This is a genomic window from Streptomyces marokkonensis, from assembly GCF_008312835.1.
Lineage (GTDB): Bacteria > Actinomycetota > Actinomycetes > Streptomycetales > Streptomycetaceae > Streptomyces > Streptomyces marokkonensis_A.
This window is the reverse complement of the sequence record NZ_VSKS01000024.1, coordinates 87,260-108,440: the sequence shown is the minus strand read 5'-3', so window position 1 is coordinate 108,440 and position 21,181 is coordinate 87,260. Positions and strand designations below refer to the sequence as shown.

At 72.0% G+C, this 21,181-nt stretch carries 4 protein-coding genes; all 4 read left to right on the top strand.

The annotated features are described in order from the left end of the window. Positions 1-226: 226 nt before the first annotated feature. From F1615_RS30955 to F1615_RS30940, 4 genes are read left to right on the top strand one after another with little or no spacing between them, the layout of a single operon-like run. The gene (locus tag F1615_RS30955; protein WP_149552360.1) at positions 227-1,573 is read left to right on the top strand and encodes a type I polyketide synthase; all 1,347 of its coding nucleotides are present in this window, start codon (positions 227-229) and stop codon (positions 1,571-1,573) included. Further along, on the top strand, positions 1,566-10,541 hold the full coding sequence (locus tag F1615_RS30950) for an SDR family NAD(P)-dependent oxidoreductase (protein WP_149552359.1): 8,976 nt from the start codon (positions 1,566-1,568) through the stop codon (positions 10,539-10,541). The genes F1615_RS30955 and F1615_RS30950 overlap by 8 nt, the downstream gene beginning before the upstream one ends. 1 nt (position 10,542) lies before the next feature. Next, positions 10,543-19,764 carry an SDR family NAD(P)-dependent oxidoreductase gene (locus tag F1615_RS30945; RefSeq protein WP_149552358.1) on the top strand — a complete coding sequence of 3,074 codons (9,222 nt, stop codon included), beginning with the start codon at positions 10,543-10,545 and terminating at the stop codon, positions 19,762-19,764. After that, a complete protein-coding gene (locus F1615_RS30940) occupies positions 19,761-21,122 on the top strand; it encodes a PfaD family polyunsaturated fatty acid/polyketide biosynthesis protein (protein ID WP_208818450.1) in 1,362 nt (453 codons plus the stop codon). Before F1615_RS30945 ends, F1615_RS30940 begins: the two co-directional genes overlap by 4 nt. Positions 21,123-21,181 lie beyond the last annotated feature (59 nt).

The following is a 21,181-nucleotide window of genomic DNA, read 5'->3' as shown; positions in this document are numbered from 1 at the left end:
CTATCCGTCGGTGATGGAGTTGGCTGCTCATCTGGAGCAGCAGATGCCGGCCGGCGAGACCCTTTCCCCGGACGTGGCGCCGGAGCCGGTCGTCGTGCCGGTCCCGACACCGGCGCCGGTGGCGTTACAGGTCTCGGAACCACTGCCAGAACCGGAACCAGAACCGGAACCGGAACCGGAACCAGAACCAGAACCAGAACCAGAACGGGAACCGGAACTGGAACCCGTGCAGCCGGCACCCGGGAACGCCCCGTACGACGTCCCGGTCACCGCCGTCCGCGAGGACCGCGTGGCCGTTGTCGGAATGTCCGGGCGCTACCCGGACGCGGAGAACCTCCGCCAGTACTGGGCCAACCTCCGGGACGGTCGGGACTCCGTGCGGGAAGTGCCCGCGGATCGCTGGGACATGTCCCGCTACTACGACCCCCGCCCCGGCCGGAAGGGCAAGACCTATTGCAACGCGATGGGTTACCTGCAGGACGCGGACTGCTTCGACCCGCTGTTCTTCAACATCTCACCGGCCGAAGCGGAAGGGATCGACCCGCAGCACCGCCTCTTCCTGCAGGAGGCGTACCGCGCGTTCGAGGACGCGGGCTACGACCCCGCGTCGATGAGCAGGATGAAGTGCGGTGTCTACCTGGGCATCAGCGGCAACGAATACAGCTTTCTCCTGTCCGGCAACGACGATCAGGAAGACACCGTCGCGACCAGCAGCAGCAACGCCATCGCCGCCGCGCGCATCGCCTACTTCCTCAACCTCAAGGGCCCGGCGATCGCCCTCGACACCGCCTGCTCGTCCTCCCTCGTCGCGTTTCACCTCGCCCAGCAGGCACTGGCCAGTGGCGAGATCGACATCGCCCTGGTCGGAGGTGTCTCGCTGTACCTGCTTCCGGGCACCTACGTCAGGATGTCGGGAGCACGGATGCTGTCGGCACGGGGGCAGTGCCGGTCGTTCGACCAGGGAGCCGACGGCTTCGTGCCGGGTGAGGGCGTGGGAGCCGTGGTGCTGAAGCGGCTGAGCGACGCCGAAGCCGACCACGATCACATCCACGGCGTGGTGCTGGCGTCGGGTACGAACCAGGACGGCAAGACCAACGGCATCACGGCCCCCAGCGCCAACAGCCAGATGGACTTGTTCCGTTCGGTCTACGACCGGTACGGCATCGACGCGGCGTCCATCGGTTACGTCGAGACGCACGGTACGGGGACGACGCTCGGCGACGCGATCGAGCTGGACGCCCTGAGCACGGTCTACCGTGAGCGGGGAGTGGCCCCGGGGGCGTGCGCGATCGGCTCGGTGAAGAGCAACATCGGGCACACCTCCGCCGCCGCCGGCATCGCAGGCATGCACAAAGTCCTGCTCGGCCTGCGCCACGGCCTGCTCGTGCCGTCCCTCCACGTCGAGACCCCCAACGAGCTTCTGGACTCCGACGACTGCCCGTTGACCGTCAGCAGGGACCTCCGGTTCTGGGAAGCACGGAACGGTCATGAGCTGAGGCGGGCCGCCGTCAGCTCCTTCGGGTTCAGCGGAACGAACGCCCACGTGGTGCTGGAGGAGTATCGCCATGCGTGACACGACCGAACACGCCGGGTCGTCGGCCGAAGTGATCGTCCTGTCGGCAGCATCGGAAGCGCAGTTGGACGCCCGGGCACGTGATCTCCTCACCTTCGTCGAGGAACAGCCGCGGCTCGACCTGGCCGACCTGGCCTTCTCGCTCCAGGTCGGGCGGGCGGCGCTGGACTGCCGGCTGGCCTTCACCGCCGACTCCCTCGACGCGGTGACCCGGGGGCTGAAGACCCATCTGGGGCAGGACGGCACCGTGGAGGTCTTCCACGGCCGGGCACCGGAGTCGCCCGGCTGGGAGGAGCAGAGCGAGGAGGACCGGGACCTGGTCCGCTCGCTGGTGGCCGCGCGCGCATCGCGTCGTGTCGCGGAGGTCTGGGCCGGCGGCCGTGCCGTCGACTGGGCCCGGCTCCATGCCCCGCACAGGCCCTTCCGCATCCCGCTTCCCACGTACCCGTTCGCCCGGGAGCGGTACTGGGTGACGCCGACTTCTCCGGCGCCGGCCGGTTCCGTACCGCCTCCGGCCGCCGTGCTCCACCCGCTGCTGCACCGCGGCACCTCCGAGTCCGGAGGCCGGCGCTACAGCTCCACCTTCACCGGCGAGGAACCGGTACTGCACGATCACCTGGTGCACGGGATGCGGACGCTGCCCGGCGCCGCGTACCTGGAGCTGGCGCTGGCGGCGGCGGCCGACTCCAGGGGAGGGACGGTGGCGGACAGCGCCGGACTCGCCGTCACGGACGTGGTCTGGATCCGGCCGTTCCGCGTCGACGACCAGCCGCGCGACCTGGACGTGACGCTCCAGCCGGACTCCTCGAACGCCCTCCGCTTCCGGATCTCCGCCGCCGGCGAGGGCGCCGAGGCCGCCGTGCTCTGCACGGGCTCGGTGGTGACGTGCGAGGCGGCAGCCGCTTCCGTGGACCTCACGCGGCTGCGGGCCGCATGCGGCGAACGGCGGTGGGACGCGGCGGAGATCTACCCCGCGTTCCGGTCCGCCGGGATCACGTACGGCGATTCGTTCCGCGCCGTCGAGCACGTGCTCCTCGGCAAGTCCCAGGTGCTCGCACGCCTGGCGCTGCCCGAGGCCGCGCGCGTCGACGCGGACGGCTGCTGTCTGCCCCCGGGCCTGATGGACGCGGCTCTCCAGACCTGCGCGGCGCTGATGACCGGCGATCCGGATGCCCAAGGGGCCGCATTCGTGCCGTACGGAGTGGAACGGGTCGAGGTGCTCGCCGCGCCGGGCGAAACGCTCTGGGTCTGGAGCCGACGCGGCGCCCGGGACGCGGCGGGCGGGGCCACCCCTGCCTTCGATATCGATCTCTGTGACGACGCCGGACGCGTCCAGGTACGCGTCCGGGGCCTCTCGGTACGGGCGCTGCACCCGGAACCGACACCCGAGGGAGCGGCCGCGCACACGGACGGCGAGGTGTTGGCCTCTCCGCGCTGGCAGCTGAGGCCGCCGCCCGACGCGGCCGGTCCCGCCGTCGGCGGGCGGGCCGTGGTCTTCGCCGAGGACGGCGCGCTCGGGGCCGGTGCCCTCGCGGACCCGGACTGCGAGGTGGTGACCCTCACCTCCCGGGCCGCCACCCTCGACGCGCGCTACACGGATTACGCGTCACAGGTGTTCGACAGGACGCGACAGCTGCTGCGGGACGGCACGCAGACGCCGTACGTCCTGCAGATCCTGTTGACCGACCGGCCGGAGTCAGGGGTACTGACCGGCCTCGGGGCGCTGCTGAGGACCGCGGCCCTGGAGAACCCCCGGATCACCGGCCAGGTCGTCGTCGTGGCCGACGGGACACCGGTCGCGGAACGGATCGGCCTCCTCACTCGGGAGCGACGCGGTCCCGTCGATGCCACCGTGAGACTGCGCGGAGACAGGCGTGAGGTGCTCACCTGGGCCGAGGAGTCCCCGGCACGGTCCGCCGGCTCACCGTGGCGTTCCGGCGGCGTCTACCTCGTCACCGGCGGCATGGGCGGTCTCGGACGCATCTTCGCGGAGGAGATCACCCGGCAGGTGAAGGACGCCAGGCTCGTCCTCGTCGGCCGTTCCCCGGCGACGGAGCCGTCGCGCCGGATCCTGGAAGAACTCAGGGCATCGGGCCCGGAGGTGTCCTACGAACCGGTCGACGTCACCGACCGCGCCGCGGTAGCCGCTCTCGTCGACAGGGTCCGGCGCACGGCGGGGACGATCCACGGGATCGTCCACAGCGCCGGGGTGATCCAGGACGACTTCATCCTGAGGAAGTCCGAGCAGGAGTTCCGCGAGGTTCTCGCGCCGAAGGTGAGCGGGCTGGTGAACCTCGACGAGGCGACCGCGGACCTCGATCTGGACTTCTTCGTGACCTTCTCCTCCGGCGCCGCCGTCACGGGGAACGTCGGCCAGGCCGACTACGCCGCGGCGAACGCGTTCATGGACGCGTTCGCGGAGTACCGCCAGGGTCTCGTGGCCGGCGGACGCCGCTCCGGCCGCACCCTGTCGATCAACTGGCCGCTGTGGGCCGAGGGCGGCATGGGCGCCGATGCCGGCACCAGGACGGTGTTGCGCGAACGCTTCGGCATCTCACCGCTGGAACGCGGCGCGGGCGTCCGCGCATTCACCCGCAGCCTGCACACGAACCACCACCAGGTACTCGTCGCCGCTGGGCACACGGACCGGATCAGGAAGGCGCTGACGATGCAGCACGCCGGAGAAGCCACGGCACCCGTGAACACCGCCACGCCCGCCGCCCCGGTGACGGGCCTGGACGACGGCCTGGCCGAGTGGACCGTCGCGTACCTCACCACGCTGCTGTCGGAGGTGCTGAAGGTGCCCGCACGGCGCATCGAGCCGGGCAGCAGCCTGGAGCGCTACGGCATCGACTCGATCCAGGCCGTCAACCTCACCGCCCGGCTGGAGGCCTCCTTCGGGCTCCTGCCGAAGACCTTGTTCTTCGAGTACCGGAACATCAAGGCGCTGAGCCGGTACTTCACCGAGGTCCACGAGGAGCGGCTGCGGGAGCTGCGAGGCGCCGTCCCGGCCGCCGCGGTGCCCTCGCCCCCGGCAGCGGCGGAGCCGCCCGCCGGGTCCGCCGCCGCACGGGCGGTGGCGGCACCCGCGCCCGGGCCGGCGCACCGCGCGGAGCGGCACGGGCCCGCGCCGCGCGGCACGGAGATCGCCGTCATCGGAATGGGCGGGCGCTACCCACAGGCACCCGACCTGCGGACGTTCTGGCGCAACCTCGCCGAGGGCCGGGACTGCGTCACCGAGGTCCCCCGGGATCGCTGGGACGCCGGTGCCTACTACGACGCGGACCGTTCCCAGCCGGGCACGACGAACTCCAAGTGGGGCGGCTTCCTCGACGACGTCGACCGGTTCGACCCGCTGTTCTTCAACATGTCGCCGCGCGAGGCCGAGTTCACCGACCCGCAGGAGCGCCTGTTCCTGGAGTGTGTCTACGAGACGCTCCAGGACGCCGGATACACGCGCCACGACCTGACGGCGCCCGCTCCGGACGGAGTGGGGGGCAACGTCGGGGTGTTCGTGGGCTCGATGTACGACGAGTACCAGCTCTACGGGGCGACCGAGCAGGCGCTCGCCGACGGGAGGGCGGTTCCGGGGAACGCCGCGAACATCGCCAACCGCGTCTCCTACTTCTGCGACTGGCAGGGACCGAGCCTCACCGTCAAGACGATGTGCTCCTCGTCCCTGACGGCTCTCCACCTCGCCTGCCAGAGCCTGCAGACGGGCGACTGCGAGGTCGCCATCGCCGGTGGTGTCAACCTGTCCCTGCACCCCGCGAAGTACCTCCTGCTGGGACAGGCCGGCTTCGCGTCCAGCACGGGCCGCTGTGAGAGCTTCGGCCAGGGCGGCGACGGCTATGTGCCCGCCGAGGGAGTGGGGGCGGTGATGCTGAAGCCGCTGGACCGGGCCATCGCCGACAACGACCGCATCCTCGGAGTCATCAAGGCGACAGCGGTGAACCACGGTGGCCGCACGAACGGCTACACCGTCCCCAACCCGAACGCCCAGGCCGGCGTGGTCGCCCGGGCCCTGGACAAGGCAGGCGTCGACGCGCGCACCATCAGCTACGTCGAGGCGCACGGTACGGGCACCTCGCTCGGGGACCCGATCGAGATCGCCGGCCTCGCCAAGGCGTTCTCCCGCCACACCGACGACCGCGGGTTCTGCGCGATCGGCTCGGTCAAGAGCAACATCGGACACGCCGAGAGTGCCGCGGGCATCTCCGCCTTCACCAAGGTGCTGCTGCAGCTCGCGCACGGCCGCCTGGTGCCCTCGCTCCACGCGGAGACGCTCAACCCGCACATCGACTTCGCCGACACACCCTTCCGGGTGCAGCGGGAGCCGGCGGAGTGGCGGCGGCCGGTGATCGACACACCCGACGGACCCCGGGAGTACCCGCGTCTCGCCGGCATCTCGTCGTTCGGGGCGGGCGGATCGAACGCCCACGTCATCGTGGGCGAGTACGTACCGGCCGGGCCTGTGGAGGCCGACGGTCCGGCGCGGTCGCCGCTGGGGTCGGTCATCGTGCTCTCGGCGAGAACCGAGGAGCAACTGCGCGAGCAGGCCCGGCGCCTGCTGGACTGGGTGCGCGAGGAGCGGATCGAGGACGCCGACGTGCCCGCCGTCGCGGGCACTCTCCAGGTGGCCAGGGAGCACATGGCCGAGCGGCTCGCGTTCCTGGCCGGCTCGGCGGCCGAGCTGACGGCCCGGCTGGGCGACTACGTCGAGGGCAAGGACGACGCCGGGACCTACCGGGGCCGCGGCAGGCGCTCCCAGGACGTCGTCTCCGTCCTGGCCGAGGACGAGGACATGGCAGGCACCATCGCGGCCTGGGTGGACAAGGGGAAGTTCGGCAAGCTGCTCGAACTGTGGACCAACGGGCTCGACCTGCCGTGGCGCAGCTACTACCCCAACGCGCTGCCGCGCAGGCTCTCCCTGCCCAGCTACCCGTTCGCCCGCAAGCGGTTCTGGGCAGCCGACGGTGCCCGGTCCGCCGCCGTGACGGCCGGCCGCGGCACGGCCACGGCAGCCGAACCGGCCGAGCCGGCGGTGCACGCGGACGCGGCGGTCCAGGCGGCGCCGCCCCCGGCGCCGGCCACCCGGATCGCGGCGAAGCCCCGCGGTATCGGCCTGGCCCCCCTGGACGCCGGGTTCGGGCAAGGCAGCGGTCCGGTGCCCGCGCGGCCGACACCGCCGGCCTCTCTCCCGGTGTCTGAGGGGCCGCCGTCCGATGAGGCCGGGGCGACACGGGTGACCGGCACGGAAAACGTCCCCCACCCCGCCCCGGCGCCCGGCCGGTCCGTCCCCCCGGGGCCCGCCGTCGAGGACAGGGAGAGTCTCGTCCGCGAGCTGACGGCGAGCCTCGCAGACGCCCTGTTCCTGCTCGAGGAAGAGATCGACCCGGACACGAAGTTCACCGACATCGGCCTGGACTCCATCGTCGGCGTCGAGTGGATGAACGCGATCAACAAGCGGTACGGACTGGACCTGACGGTGACCCGGCTCTACGACCACCCCACCGTCGTGGAGCTGTCCGCCTACGTCGCCGGGGAGCTGGCCAGGGGAGGCGCCCCTCAGGGGCGCCCCTTTCGTGAGGTGACCGAGCCCGTCGCCGAGCCGGAACCGGAGCCGGCCGCGGTCACCGTGCCGGAGCCGGTGAGGGTCGCCGAGCCGGAGCCCCCGGCCGAGCGGGCCGCGCGCGGTGAGTCCGTCGAGGTGCCGCGAGCAGATTCCCGCACGGCCGGCGCGATCGCCGTGGTGGGCATGTCCGGCAGGTATCCGGGGTCGGCGACCCTGGACGAGTACTGGGACAACCTCGCGTGGGGCCGTGACTGCGTGGGCGAGGTCCCCGCCTCCCGGTGGAGCGTCGCCGATCACTACGACCCGCGTCCCCACCAGGAGGGCAAGGTCACCTGCAAGTGGCTGGGGCGCCTCGACGACATCGAGACCTTCGACCCGCTGTTCTTCAACATCCCGCCCGCGGAGGCGGAGTCGATCGATCCGCAGCAGCGGCTGTTCCTCCAGGAGGCGTACCACGCGTTCGAGGACGCGGGCTACGATCCCCGTTCCCTGAGCGGCCGCAAGTGCGGTGTCTATCTCGGCATCATGAGCAGCGAGTACGGCATGCTCATGCAGCGGCAGGGCGGTGAGACGAGTGCGGCGGCCACGAGTGGCAGCAATGCCATCACGGCCGCGCGCATCGCCTACTTCCTCGATCTCAAGGGTCCCGCCATCGCCCTGGACACGGCGTGCTCGTCCTCTCTGGTGGCCACCCATCTGGCGACGCAGGCGCTGCGGAGCGGCGAGATCGACATGGCCCTCGTCGGTGGCGTCACCCTCTATCTGAGCCTGGACGCGTACCTCGGCATGTCCAGCGCGGGCATGCTGTCGCCGGACGGGCGCTGCAAGGCCTTCGACAACGGCGCGAACGGGTTCGTGCCCGGCGAGGGCGTGGGCGCGCTGGTCCTCAAGCGTCTCGACGACGCCGTCCGCGACCGTGACCACATCCACGGCGTGGTCATCGGCTCGGGCATCAACCAGGACGGAAGGACCAACGGCATCACCGCGCCGAGCGGCGCGAGCCAGATGGAGCTGGAACGCGACGTCTACGACCGGTACGGCATCGACCCGGCCGGGATCGGCTACGCCGAGCTGCACGGCACCGGAACCAAGCTGGGCGACCCGATCGAGCTGGAGGCCCTTGCGACGGTCTACCGGGAACACACGGACAAGACCGGGTACTGCGCCATCGGCTCGGTGAAGAGCAACCTCGGCCACACCTCGGCCGCCGCCGGCATCGCCTCGATCCAGAAGGTGCTGCTGTGCATGCGCAACGAGCAGCTGGTGCCCACGCTGCACTTCGAACGGCCCAACGAGCACTTCGACTTCGAGAACTCCCCGTTCCGCGTGAACACCGAGCTCTCCCCGTGGAAGACCGAACCGGGCTCTCCGCGGCGCGCGGCGGTCAGCGGCTTCGGCTTCAGCGGTACCAACGCCCACCTGGTGCTCGAGGAGCATCCGCAGGATGCCGCGGAGCGGCCGGCCGGGGGCCCGCAGGTCTTCGTGCTGTCGGCCAGGAGCGAGGAACAGCTGAGGACGTCGGCCGCCCGCCTCGTCGGCCACCTGCGCACCCACCCGTCGCTGGCCCTGGCAGACGTCGCCCACACACTGCAGCAGGGCAGGGAGGCCATGGCGTGGCGGCTGGCCGTCGTGGCCACCACGCTGGGGGAGTTGCTGGAGAAGCTGACACGGTACGTCGAGGACGGCGTCGGGGACGGCGTCCTCACGGGCCTGGCCGGCAAGGACCGGTCCGGCCGCACCGGCCTGGTGCCACGGGCCGGTGCGGACGGCACGGTGTCGGTGACGGAGGCCGAGCGGCTGGCCGCGGCGTGGACCGGCGGAACGCCCGTCGACTGGACACGACTGTCCGACGGGACGCGGCCCCGCCGGGTCCCGCTGCCCACGTACCCGTTCGCGCGCGAGCGCTGCTGGTTCGACGACGCCCCGGCGTCCGGGCGGCCCGAGGCGTCCCTCCCGGCAGCGCACCCCGTCGCGACCGGGGAGGAACACGCGCCGGCCGCACCCGGCGGCGAGGTCCCGGACGGCACGAACATCCTGCTGGCGCCGGTCTGGGACGCGGTCCCCCGGCGCGCGCCTCAGGACGTCGCACTCCCGTCCGGCCGGGTCGTCGTGATCGGCGGCACCGCGGAGCAGCGGGAACGTGTCCGTACCGTCCTTCCCCGTGCCGAACACCTGCCGCTGGACCCCGCGGACACGACCGGGACCATCGCCGCGAAGCTCGACGCCACAGGGGAAGCCCTCGGGCACCTCGTCTGGCTGGCGCCCCGGGGGACGGCCGCCGATGCCGGCGCCGACACCGCGGACGACGCGTTGGTGGACGCGCAGGAGACCGGTCTGTACGCCTGCTTCCGCACGCTGAAGGCCCTGTTGACGCTGGGGTACGGCCGCCGCCCGCTCGGTGTCACGGTCGTGACCGAGCGGACCCTGCGGGTCCGGCGCACGGACGTGGTCGACCCCGCCCACGCCGGACTGCACGGACTGCTCGGCTCGGTGGCGAAGGAGTACCCGGGCTGGACGGTGAGCCTCGCCGACCTCGACCCGGACCGCGACTGGCCGGTGGCGCAGCTGTTCGCGCCGCCCGCCGGGGAGAGCGGCAGCGTGTGGGCGTACCGCCGTTCCCGCTGGTACCGCCAGAGCCTCGTGCCCGTGCGGGACACCGCCGGGGAGCGCACCCGCCGCACGGTGTACCGGCAGGGCGGCGTCTACGTCGTGATCGGCGGCGCGGGCGGCATCGGCGAGGCATGGACCGAGCACATGATCCGCACCCACGGGGCGCAGGTCGTGTGGATCGGGCGGAGGGAGGAGGACGAGTCGATCCGGGCGAAACTGAGGCGTCTGGGCGAGCTCGGCCCCCGACCGCGCTACATACGGGCCGACGCCACCGACAGGGCGGCGCTGGAGAGGGCGTACGAGGACATCAAGCGGACCCATCCGGTCGTCCACGGTGTGGTCCACTCGGCGATCGTCCTGCTCGACCGGAGCCTGGAGCGGATGGACGAGCGGCGCTTCCGCGCCGCGGTCACGGCCAAGGTCGACGTGAGCGTCCGACTCGCCCAGGTCTTCCGGGGCGAGCCCCTGGACTTCCTCCTCTTCTTCTCCTCGATGAACTCCTTCCTGAAGGCCTCGGGGCAGTGCAACTACGTGGCGGGATCGGTGTTCGAGGACGCCTACGCCCACCGGCTCGCCGGCGAGCTGGACTTCCCCGTCAAGACCATGAACTGGGGCTACTGGGGCACCGTCGGCGTCGTCGCCGCACCGGAGTACCGGGAGCGCATGCACAAGGCCGGGGCCGGCTCGATCGAGCCGGCGGACGGCATGGCGGCTCTCGACGTCCTCCTTTCGGGCACGTTCGATCAACTGGGGCTCATCAAGGCCCACGGGGGTAATTCCTGACATGCTGAACGACATCCGGCGCGAAGCCATCACGATGGTGCCCGAAGGCACACGGGTCCCCCTGCGTCAACTGTGCGGGGAGCAGGCCGGCACGCCGGGCCCGGCAGCGTTCGCGCAGCCCGGTGCCGCCGCGGACGACGACCTGCTGAGCCGCCTGCTGCAGACACAGCTCACGCGTGCGGGGCACCTGTCCGGCGAGGCTCCGCCCCCGGCCCCCGGTGGCGGACTGCGGCGCTGGCTGGACGAATCCGTGCGGCGGCTGCGCGGCGCCGGGCTCCTGGGTGGCCCTCCCTCGGGGCCGGTCCCGGCGGTGACGGTGGACGGCTCCGCCGCATGGGCGGAATGGGAGGAGCACGGCGCCGATGACCAGGGGGACGCCGCCCGGCGCGCGCGGTTCACGCTGCTCGACGCCACGCTGCGGGCGCTGCCGGGCATCCTGCGCGGCGAGGTGCTCGCCACCGACGTGATGTTCCCCGGCTCGTCGATGGAACTGGTCGAGCGCATCTACCGGGACAACCCCCTCTCCGACTGCTTCAACGGGGTCCTGGCGGACGCCGCGGCCGCCGTGGTGCGGGAGATCGTCCGCGCCGACCCGGCCGCCCGTGTCCGCATCCTGGAGATCGGCGCGGGGACCGGCGGGGGAACCGTCACCGTCCTCGAACGGTTGGAGCCCTTGACGGCGCACGTCGAGACGTACTCCTACACGGACCTGTCGAAGTCCTTCCTGATGCACGCGCAGCAGGAGTACGGGCCGCGGTACCCCTATCTGGACTACCGGTTGTTCGACGTCGAGGAACCGCTGGCGGCGCAGGGCATCACCCCTGGTTCCTACGACCTGGTCCTCGCCACCAACGTGCTGCACGCCACGAAGGACATCCGCCGGACGCTGCGCAACGCCAAGGGGGCGCTGAAACGGCACGGCGTCCTGCTCGCCAACGAAATCTCCACCCATTCGCTCTTCACCCACCTGACGTTCGGCCTCCTCGACGGCTGGTGGCTCTACGAGGACGACGAGCTGCGCATGCCGGGCGGCCCCGGCCTCTCCCCGGAGACCTGGGAGGAGGTGCTCGACGACGAGGGCTTCGGCTCCGTGTCCTTCCCGGCGCGGCGGCTGCACGAGCTGGGCTACCAAGTGATCGCCGCGGAGAGCGACGGCCTCGTCCGGCAGGAGGCCCATGAGTCCCAGGAGACGCAGGAGACCCAGGAGGCCCAGGCCGCGACGGGGGGACCGGTCTGCGAGGATTCCGTCCGGCCGGAGGTCCTGGAGACCGCCGCCCCGGGCGAGGCCTTGGAACAGCGGGTCAGGGACGTGGTCTTCGAGCAGCTGAGACTGTCGCTGAAGATCGACCGGTCACAGATCGCCCCGGACGACGCCTTCATGGACTACGGCGTCGACTCGATCATCGGCGTGCGGCTCATCCAGGAGATCAACCGCGCGCTCGGCACCGACCTCGCCACGACCGACCTCTTCGACCACGGCTCCGTCAGTCGGCTGGCCCGGTACATCGTCGACCACGCCCCTCCGGCCGAGCGGCCCGGCGCACCCGAGGAAGGGGCGCCGCCCCCGGCCACGCCCCGGCGGGCCGCCCGGCCGGACACGGGGTCCTCCGCGGGGCGGACCGCCGTGGGCGCCCCGTCCAGGGAGCCCATCGCCGTCGTCGGCATGAGCGGCAGGTTCGCCGGCTCGGCCGACGTCGAGCAGCTCTGGGAGCACCTAGCACAGGGCCACGACCTCACCGGGCCCGTCTCGCGGTGGGACCTGTCACGCCACCACCCGGCCGGCGCGCCCAGTTGCGAACGCGGCAGCTTCATCGACGGCATCGACCGCTTCGACCCGGGCTTCTTCAGCATCTCGGGCGTCGAGGCCACCTACATGGACCCGCAGCAGCGGCTCTTCCTCGAGGAGTCGTGGAAAGCCCTCGAGGACGCCGGTTACGCGGGCTCCGGCACCCGGGGCCGGCGCGTCGGCGTGTACGTCGGCTGCCAGGAGAGCGGCTACGCGCAGCTGTTCGGTGCCGAGGCACCCCCGCAGTCCATGTGGGGCAACGCGCTGTCGGCGATGCCGGCGCGCATCTCGTACCATCTCGACCTGCAGGGCCCGGCGATCGCGGTCGACACGGCCTGCTCCAGTTCGCTCGTCGCCCTCCACCTCGCCTGCCAGGGGCTGTGGGGCGGTGAGACCGAGATGGCCCTGGCAGGCGGGGTCTCCGTGCAGTGCACACCGCAGTTCTACGTGCTGGCGGGCCGCGCCGGCATGCTCTCCGCGAGCGGCCGCTGCCACACCTTCGACGACCGTGCCGACGGCTTCGTGCCCGGCGAGGGCGTCGGAGTCCTCGTCCTCAAGCGCCTCGGCGACGCGCTCGCCGACGGCGACCACATCCGGGGCGTCATCAGCGGCTCCGGGATCAACCAGGACGGCGCGTCCAACGGAATCACCGCACCGAGCGCCGCGTCCCAGGAGCGACTGGAGACCTCGGTCTACGACACCTTCGGGATCCGCCCCGACGCCATCCAGATGGTGGAGGCCCACGGAACGGGCACCGAGCTCGGCGACCCGATCGAGTACCGGGCACTGAAGCGGGCCTTCCGCCGGTACACCGACCGCAGGGACTACTGTGCGCTGGGCTCGGTCAAGTCCAACCTCGGCCACACCATCACCGCGGCCGGCGTCGCCGGAGCCATCAAGGTCCTGCTCTCGCTCGAACACCGGACCATCCCGCCTTCGATCAACTTCGAGCAGGCGAACGCTCACATCGACATGGCCGACAGCCCCTTCTACGTCAACACGGAGAAGCGACCCTGGGCTGCGGGGAACGACGGCACACGACGTGCCGCGGTCAGCTCCTTCGGGGTCAGCGGCACCAACGCCCACATCGTCTTCGAGGAGGCCCCGGGCCCGGTCCGCCCCTCCACCGCGTCCACCGCGCACCTCGTCACCCTCTCCGCGGCCACCGCCGGGCAACTCGTCGAGCAGGCCGAGCGCCTGATCGAGCACTGCGAACGGCGCCCCGGGCTGGACCCGGGCGACATCGCCTTCACCCTCCTCCTCGGCCGCAGACACCTCGCGCACCGGCTGGCCTGGGTCGTACGGGACGCCGGGGAACTGGTCCGGACACTGCGCACCTGGCTCGACGGAGGGCAGAACCCCCGCCTGAGCAGCGGCGAGGTGCCCGCCCAGGGGATCGACGAGCGTGCCGCGCTGCGCAACCTCGGCAACGACTGCCTCCGGCAGGCCGCCACCGACCCGGCATCGCGAGCCGAACTGCTCTCGACCGTCGCGGACCTCCACGTCCAGGGCTACGACCTGGACTACGCCGCCCTCTTCGCCGCGGACCACCACACCCGCGTACCGCTGCCGACCTACCCGTTCGCCCGTGACCGCTACTGGGTGCCCGAGCAGCGGACGCCCGCCCGGGCCCGCCCCGGCACGTCCGGGCCGCACCCGCTGCTGCACGAGGACGTCTCGGACTTCGCCGCGCGCCGTCACCGCACGCGGTTCACCGGCGAGGAGCACTTTCTCACCGACCACGTGGTCAAGGGACGCAAGGTGCTGCCGGGCGTCGCCTGCCTGGAGATGGCACGGGCCGCCGCCGCCCTGACCCTGGGAACGCCCGGGCCCGGTGCCGGTGCCGGCGCCGACGGCATCGCCCTGCGCAACGTGGTGTGGGCGCGGCCCGTGGCCGTGGACGCCGAGCCCGTCACCCTCGTCACGTCCCTCGCCCCCAGGGGCCCCGACGAGGCCGACTACGAGATCACCGGCACGCCCGCGACGGCGCCGGGTGCCGCCCCGGTGGTGCACAGCCAGGGGCAGGTGGTGCGGAGGGCGGTGGTGCCGGCGACGCTCGACGTCCCGGCCCTCCGTGCCGCGTGCGACCAGGGGGAGCTGACCGCGGCGGAGCTGTACCGGGCGTACGAGGCCATCGGGTTCCGCTACGGGCCCTCGCACCGGGGCCTGGAGCGGCTGCACGTCGGCCGCGGCCAGGTCCTGGCCCGCCTCGTCCTGCCCGGCTCGGTCCGCGCGGCTCGTGACGCGTTCGTCCTGCATCCGAGCCTGCTCGACGCGACCCTGCAGGCATCACTCGGCATCGGCCTCGCGACCGGGGAGGCGACGGCACTCGACGTGTCCGGCATGAAGCCCTCCCTGCCGTTCGCCCTGGACGAGCTCGACGTGCTCGCCGGCAGCCCGGAGTCGATGTGGGCCTGGATCCGCTTCAGCGCGGGCTCCCGGGCGGACGGGACGGTCTTCAAGCTCGACATCGACCTCTGTGACGACCGGGGACGGGTCTGCGTCCGCATCCGCGGCATGTCCTACCGTCTCCTGGAGGGCGAGGTCGGCGGGACCGGGCCCGACGCGGTGTCCTGCGTCAGCTTCCTGCCGGTCTGGCGGGAAGCCGGACCCGGCACGGGTCCGGACACCGAGTCGCGGGAACGCGCCGTCCTGCTGCCCGACCTGCCCGGCCTCGGCGAGCTCCTCGCCCGGCGGGATCCGGCGGCGCGACTGCTGCGGCTGACCTCCACCGGGTCCCAGATCGCGGAGCGGTACACCGAGTACACCGTCCAGGCGCTGGAGCACCTGCGCCGCGTGATGGCCGAGGGCATGCGGGACGGGCTCCGCGTCCAGCTCGTCGTCCCCGACGAGAGCGGACTCGACACCACCCGTGGCCTGCTCGGGCTGCTCAAGTCGGCGCAGGCGGAGGCGCCGGGGCTGCTGCCGCAGGTCGTGCTCGTCGACCCGGCCGAGACGGCCGAGCAGATGATGTCCCGGCTCGCCGTCGCCCGTCGGCATCCCGACGCCTCCTGCCTGCGATTCCGGGCCGGCCGCGTCGAAGCCCTCGGCTGGCGCGAGGCCGGCACGCCCGCCGGGTCGCGGGTGCCCTGGCGCAGCGGCGGGGTCTACCTCGTCACCGGCGGGCTGGGCGGCATCGGCACGCTCGTCGCACGGGACATGGCCGCCGAAGTGCGCGACGTCAGGATCGTCCTGGCGGGCCGCTCACCGCTCGGACCCGGACAGGAGTCGGTCCTGGACGCGCTGCGCGACCGGGGAGCCGACGTCCGCTACGCGCGGGTCGACGTCACACGGGCCACCGCCGTGCGTTCGCTGGTGGACGGCATCGTGGGGGAACACGGCACCCTGCACGGCATCGTCCACGCGGCCGGGGTCCTCCACGACGGCCTCGTACGGGGCAAGACCGCCGAGGAGTGCCGCGCGGTCCTCGCGCCGAAGGTCGCCGGCCTGGTGAACCTGGACGAGGCCAGCAAGGACGTACCGCTGGACTTCCTGGTGTCGTTCTCCGGCGCGGCAGGGGTGCTGGGCAACGCCGGGCAGAGCGACTACGCGGCGGCCAACGCGTTCCTGGACGCCTACACCCACCACCGGCGACAGCTGGTCGACCGCGGTGAGCGCTCGGGGGCCTCCGTGTCGGTCGACTGGCCGCTGTGGGCCGAGGGCGGGATGCGGGTGGACCCCGGCACCGAGGCGATGATGCACGAACGGCTGGGCATGGCGCCCATGCCGACCACCGAGGGCATGGCCGCACTGTACGCCGCACTGGAGGCGCCGCACAGCCAGGTCCTGGTCGTCGCGGGCGACACCGACCGGATCAGGCGTACCGTGCTGGGCCCGGCGGCGGTGCCCGAGGAGTTCCGGTCCGTACCGCCGCGGCCGGGCGTCCCGGTGACGGACGCGGCTGCCGCCCCGTCCCCGCGGGCGGCGGGCGAGGCGGCCGGCCCGGTCCGTACCGCCCTGGTCGCGCGGCTCCGGCAGACGCTGAGCGAGGTGATCCAGGTGCCCGGTCACCGGATCGACCCGGCGGCGCCCTTCGAGCAGTTCGGCATCGACTCGGTGCTCGCGCTCTCCCTCACCAACCGGCTGGAGGCCGACTTCGGCTCGCTGTCGAAGACGCTCTTCTTCGAGTACCGCAACATCCATGAGCTGAGCGCCCACCTCCTCCGGGCGCACGCGGACGCGGTACGGGCGTTCGTCGGCCTCCACGGCGAGCCCGGCCGGTCCGCCGCGCCCGGGGGAGGGGCCCCGGTCACCGTCGTACGGCCCCCGGCGCCGGTCGAGACGGCCACGGCGGAGCTGGTACGGCCGGTGACCCGCGAGGACGCGATCGCCGTGATCGGACTCGCCGGCCGCTACCCCGGCGCACGGGACCTGGACGCGTTCTGGGAGAACCTGGTCACGGGCCGCGACTGCGTCACGGAGGTGCCCCGGGACCGCTGGGAGCACGCCCCCACGGACGACTCCGGACGGAACCGCCCCGGCGGCACCCCCGCCCGGTGGGGCGGATTCCTCGACGGCGCCGCCGACTTCGACGCACAGTTCTTCAACGTCTCGCCGCGCGAGGCCGCGATCATGGACCCCCAGACGCGCCTGTTCCTGGAGTGCGTCTGGACCCTGCTGGAGAGCTCCGGTTACACCCGGGACCGGCTGCGCGACGCGCACGGCAGCCGGGTCGGCGTCTACGTCGGTGCGATGTACCAGCACTACCAGCTGCTGTCGTCCGACCTCGTGCACGAGTCCATCACGTCGGTGATGAGCTACAGCGCCATCGCCAACCGGGTCTCGCACTTCTTCGACCTGCAGGGGCCGAGCCTCGCCATCGACACCACCTGTTCCTCGTCGCTGGTCGCGATCCACATGGCCTGCGAGGAACTGCGCCGGGGAGGCGGCGACATGATGATCGCCGGTGGCGTCAATCTCTCCCTGCACCCCAAGAAGTACCTGGGGCTGAGCCTCACCGGCCTCACGGGCAGCGACCCCGGCAGCCGGGCTCTCCTGGACGGGGACGGCTTCATTCCCGCGGAGGGCGTCGGCGCGGTGCTGCTGAAGCCACTTGCCGACGCCGTCCGCGACGGGGACGAGATCCTCGCGGTCATCCGGTCGAGCGCGACCAACCACAAAGGCCGCACCAGCGGCCCGATGGTGCCCAGCCCGGCCCGGCAGGAGCGGCTGATCACCGAGAACCTGGAGCGGGCAGGCATCCACCCCCGCACGATCAGCTATGCCGAGGTGTCGGCCAACGGTTCCCAGATGGGCGACGCCATCGAGGTCGCGGCGCTGCGGGACGCCTTCGGCGAGCACACCCCGGACGAGCGGTTCTGCGCCGTCGGCACGGTCAAGTCCACGCTGGGCAACATGGAGGCGGCCTCGGGGGTGGCCCAGCTGAGCAAGGTCGTCCTGCAGCTCGCGCACCGCCGGCTCGTCCCCTTCGCCGGGAAGGGCCGGCTCAATCCGGGGGTGGAGCTCGAGGGAACCGCGTTCTATCTGCCGCAAGAGGCGCAGCCGTGGCTCCGGCCCGTCGTGGACCTCGACGGTCAGGAGCGGGAGTACCCGCTGCGGGCGACCATCAACTCCTTCGGGGCGGGCGGCTCCAACGCCCATCTGGTCGTGGAGGAGTACGTGGGGGAGCCCGGGGCCGACGGCACCGCCGCATCGGCGCCCCGGGACGCCGGCCCCGTACCGCAGATCGTGGTCCTGTCTGCCCGCACCGAGGACCGGCTGAGGGCCGTCGCGAGCCGTCTGCTGGAGTTCCTGCCCACGCAGGCGGACCTGTCCCTCGACAACCTCGCCCACACGCTCCAGTGCGGGCGCGAGGCCATGTCCTCCCGGTTGGCGCTGGTGGCGGGGAGCCTCGAGGAGGTCGCCGCGGGCCTCGCCCACTACCTCGACGGTGCCGGGGGAACCGCCCCCGTACCGCTGTTCACCGGCAACGCCGGGCGGGACGACGCGGACCTCGACCTGCTGCTCGGAGGAAGGGCCGGGGAGGCACTGGTGCGCGAGCTGCTGGCCGAGAACCACCTCGAGAAGCTCGCCCTGTTGTGGGCGCGGGGCGGGACGGTGCCCTGGGAGTCGGTGCGGCGCGGCGACCGGGCCCCGCGGATCCTCCGGTCGCTGCCCGGCTACCCCTTCGACCGGAAGCGGTACTGGGTGCCCGTACCCCAGGGCGGCAACGCCGTGACCGCGGTCGCCGCTCCGGCGGCGGCTCCGCCGGCCGGGGGAGCCGCGGACCGGATCATGGCCGTCGTCGCCGAGCTGCTGGGGATGCGGACGGATGAACTCGACCCGGCCACGCCGCTGGAGGACCTCGGTTTCAGCTCCCTGCACGCCACGCAGCTGCTCCAGGCGCTGCGGGCCGAAGTCGACCCCACGGCCGATCTCGGCGCGTTGAGCGAGTGCCGGTCGACCCGGGACCTGCTGCGGCGCTTCGGGCCGGGTCCCGCCGCATCCCCCGGGGCCGGGACGGCGGCCGTCACTCCGGTGCGCATTCCCGAGGTCGTCCCGCTCAATGGCGGACGCGAGGGCCGACCGGTCTTCTGGTTCCACGGCGGGCTCGGCGGGGTGGAGGTCTACGCGTCGATCGCGGACAGCGTCGAGCGGCCCTTCCACGGGATCCAGGCACGCGGCTGGATGACGGACAGCGAGCCGTTGCACGGGATCGAGGCGCTGGCGGCGCACTACGCGCAGATCATCCGCACGGTCCAGCCCGAGGGGCCCTACGACCTCGGTGGCTACTCGTTCGGCGGCCTGCTGGCCTACGAGGTGACGCGGCGGCTCCAGGAACAGGGCGCGACGGTCGAGAGCATCGTCATGGTGGACACCTACGACGACAGCGTGCGGGATGTGACCATGTCGCGCACCGACATGCTGTTGCAGCAGGTCAACGCCCTGCTGTTCGCCGCGTCCAGGCCGGCTCCGCAGGACTTCGCGATCACGCTGGTGTCCGGCCGTGAGGTCGACTGGGAGCAGGACGAGGCCGCCCTGCTCGACCAGATGCTCACCCTCGCCCGCACACGCGGGCTGAAGGGGGACCCGCAGGCGTTGCGCGACCGGGTGCTGCGCAATCTGGCGGTTCAGGAGGCTTACGGCCTGCTGGACTACGACATCGCACCGCTTCCCCGGCCGGAGTCGGTCGCCTGCTTCTACTTCCGCAACCGCAGCGGCCTGTTCTACGGGGAGATGGAGCCGCTGTTCTCGACGCAGGAGGACGGCGCGGTTCTGGACAACGCCGTCTACTGGGCGGGGTGGGAGCGGCAGCTGCCCAACTTCCACCAGGTCGACGTGGACTCGGCGAACCACTTCGTGATGCTGGGCGACCCGGCGGCGCTCACCACGGTGAGGTCCTTCTGCAAGCTGTTCTACTCCGCCGGGAGGGACAGGCGCCTTCCCGTGGCGAAGGCATGGGTCACCCGCCACCAGAAGGCGCGGGACACGAAGTGAGCGCGGGGGGAGAACGTGGAGAGGACGCGGGGCGGCTCGGCTGCGCCTCCTTCCGCCGGGACTTCGGCGTCGACTACGCCTATCTGGCGGGGTCGATGTACCGGGGTATCGCGTCGAAGGAGCTGGTGGTCGCCATGGGGCGGGCCGGCTTCATGGGATTCCTGGGTGCCGCCGGCCTGAGCCCCGAACGGGTGACGGGCGACATCACCCACATCCGGCGTCATCTGGAGCCCCACCAGCCCTTCGGGGTCAATCTGCTGTGCGACCTCCAGCACCCGGCACGTGAGACGGCCAACGTCGACATGCTGCTCGCCCACGGAGTGAGCGTCATCGAGGCGTCGGCGTTCATCAAGGTCACCCCGGCCCTGGTCCAGTTCCACCTGTCGGGGCTGCGGCCCGGGCCGGAAGGCGGGGTCGACCGCGGGACGCGGATCGTCGCCAAGGTCTCGCGGCCCGAGGTGGCGCGCGAGTTCATGCGGCCCGCGCCGGAGGACGTCGTCGAACGGCTGGTGGCCGAGGGCCGGGTCACTGGCCGGCAGGCCGCGCTGGCCCGGAGGGTTCCGGTGGCGCAGGACCTCACCGTCGAAGCGGATTCGGGCGGCCATACGGACCGCGGGGTGTCCACCGTGCTGCTGCCGTCGATGCAGAGCCTCCGACGGCGCATCACACAGGAGTTCGGGTACGGCGAGAAGATTCGTCTGGGGCTCGCCGGCGGGATCGGGACGCCGCACGCGGTCGCCGCCGCCTTCGCCATGGGCGCCGACTTCGTCATGACCGGCTCCATCAACCAGTGCACGGTCGAGGCCGGGGTCAGCGACGCGGTGAAGGACCGCCTGCAGACCATCGACGTCCAGGACACCGACTACTGCCCGGCGGGTGACATGTTCGAGATCGGAGCCCTGGTCCAGGTTCTCAAGAAGGGCGTGCTGTTCCCCGCCCGGGCGAACCGGCTGCATGCCTTGTACAAGAGCCACGACTCGTGGGAGGAGATACCGCAGGAGACCCGCAGACAGATCCAGGACGCCTACTTCAAGAAGAGCGCCGACGAGGTCTGGCGGGAAACCTGCGAGCATCTACGGAAGACGGGCCGAGAGTCGGAGATCGAGCGTGCCGAGCGCAGCCCGAAGCGGCGCATGGCTCTCATGTTCCGTTGGTACTACGGATACAGCAGTCGGCTCTCGTTCCTGGACACCGATGTCGACCGGGCCAACGTGCAGATCCACACGGGGCCCGCGCTGGGGGCTTTCAATCAATGGGTGCGGGGCACGCCGTGGGAAAACTGGAGAAACCGTCATCCGGACCGCATGGCACGCGAGTTGATGCATAAGGCTTCCTCGATTCTTTCGGGATACAGGTAGCCGTGGGAGCCGATTTTCTGGCAGGGTGAGAACGGAACATGATCGCGGTCGTTGCGACC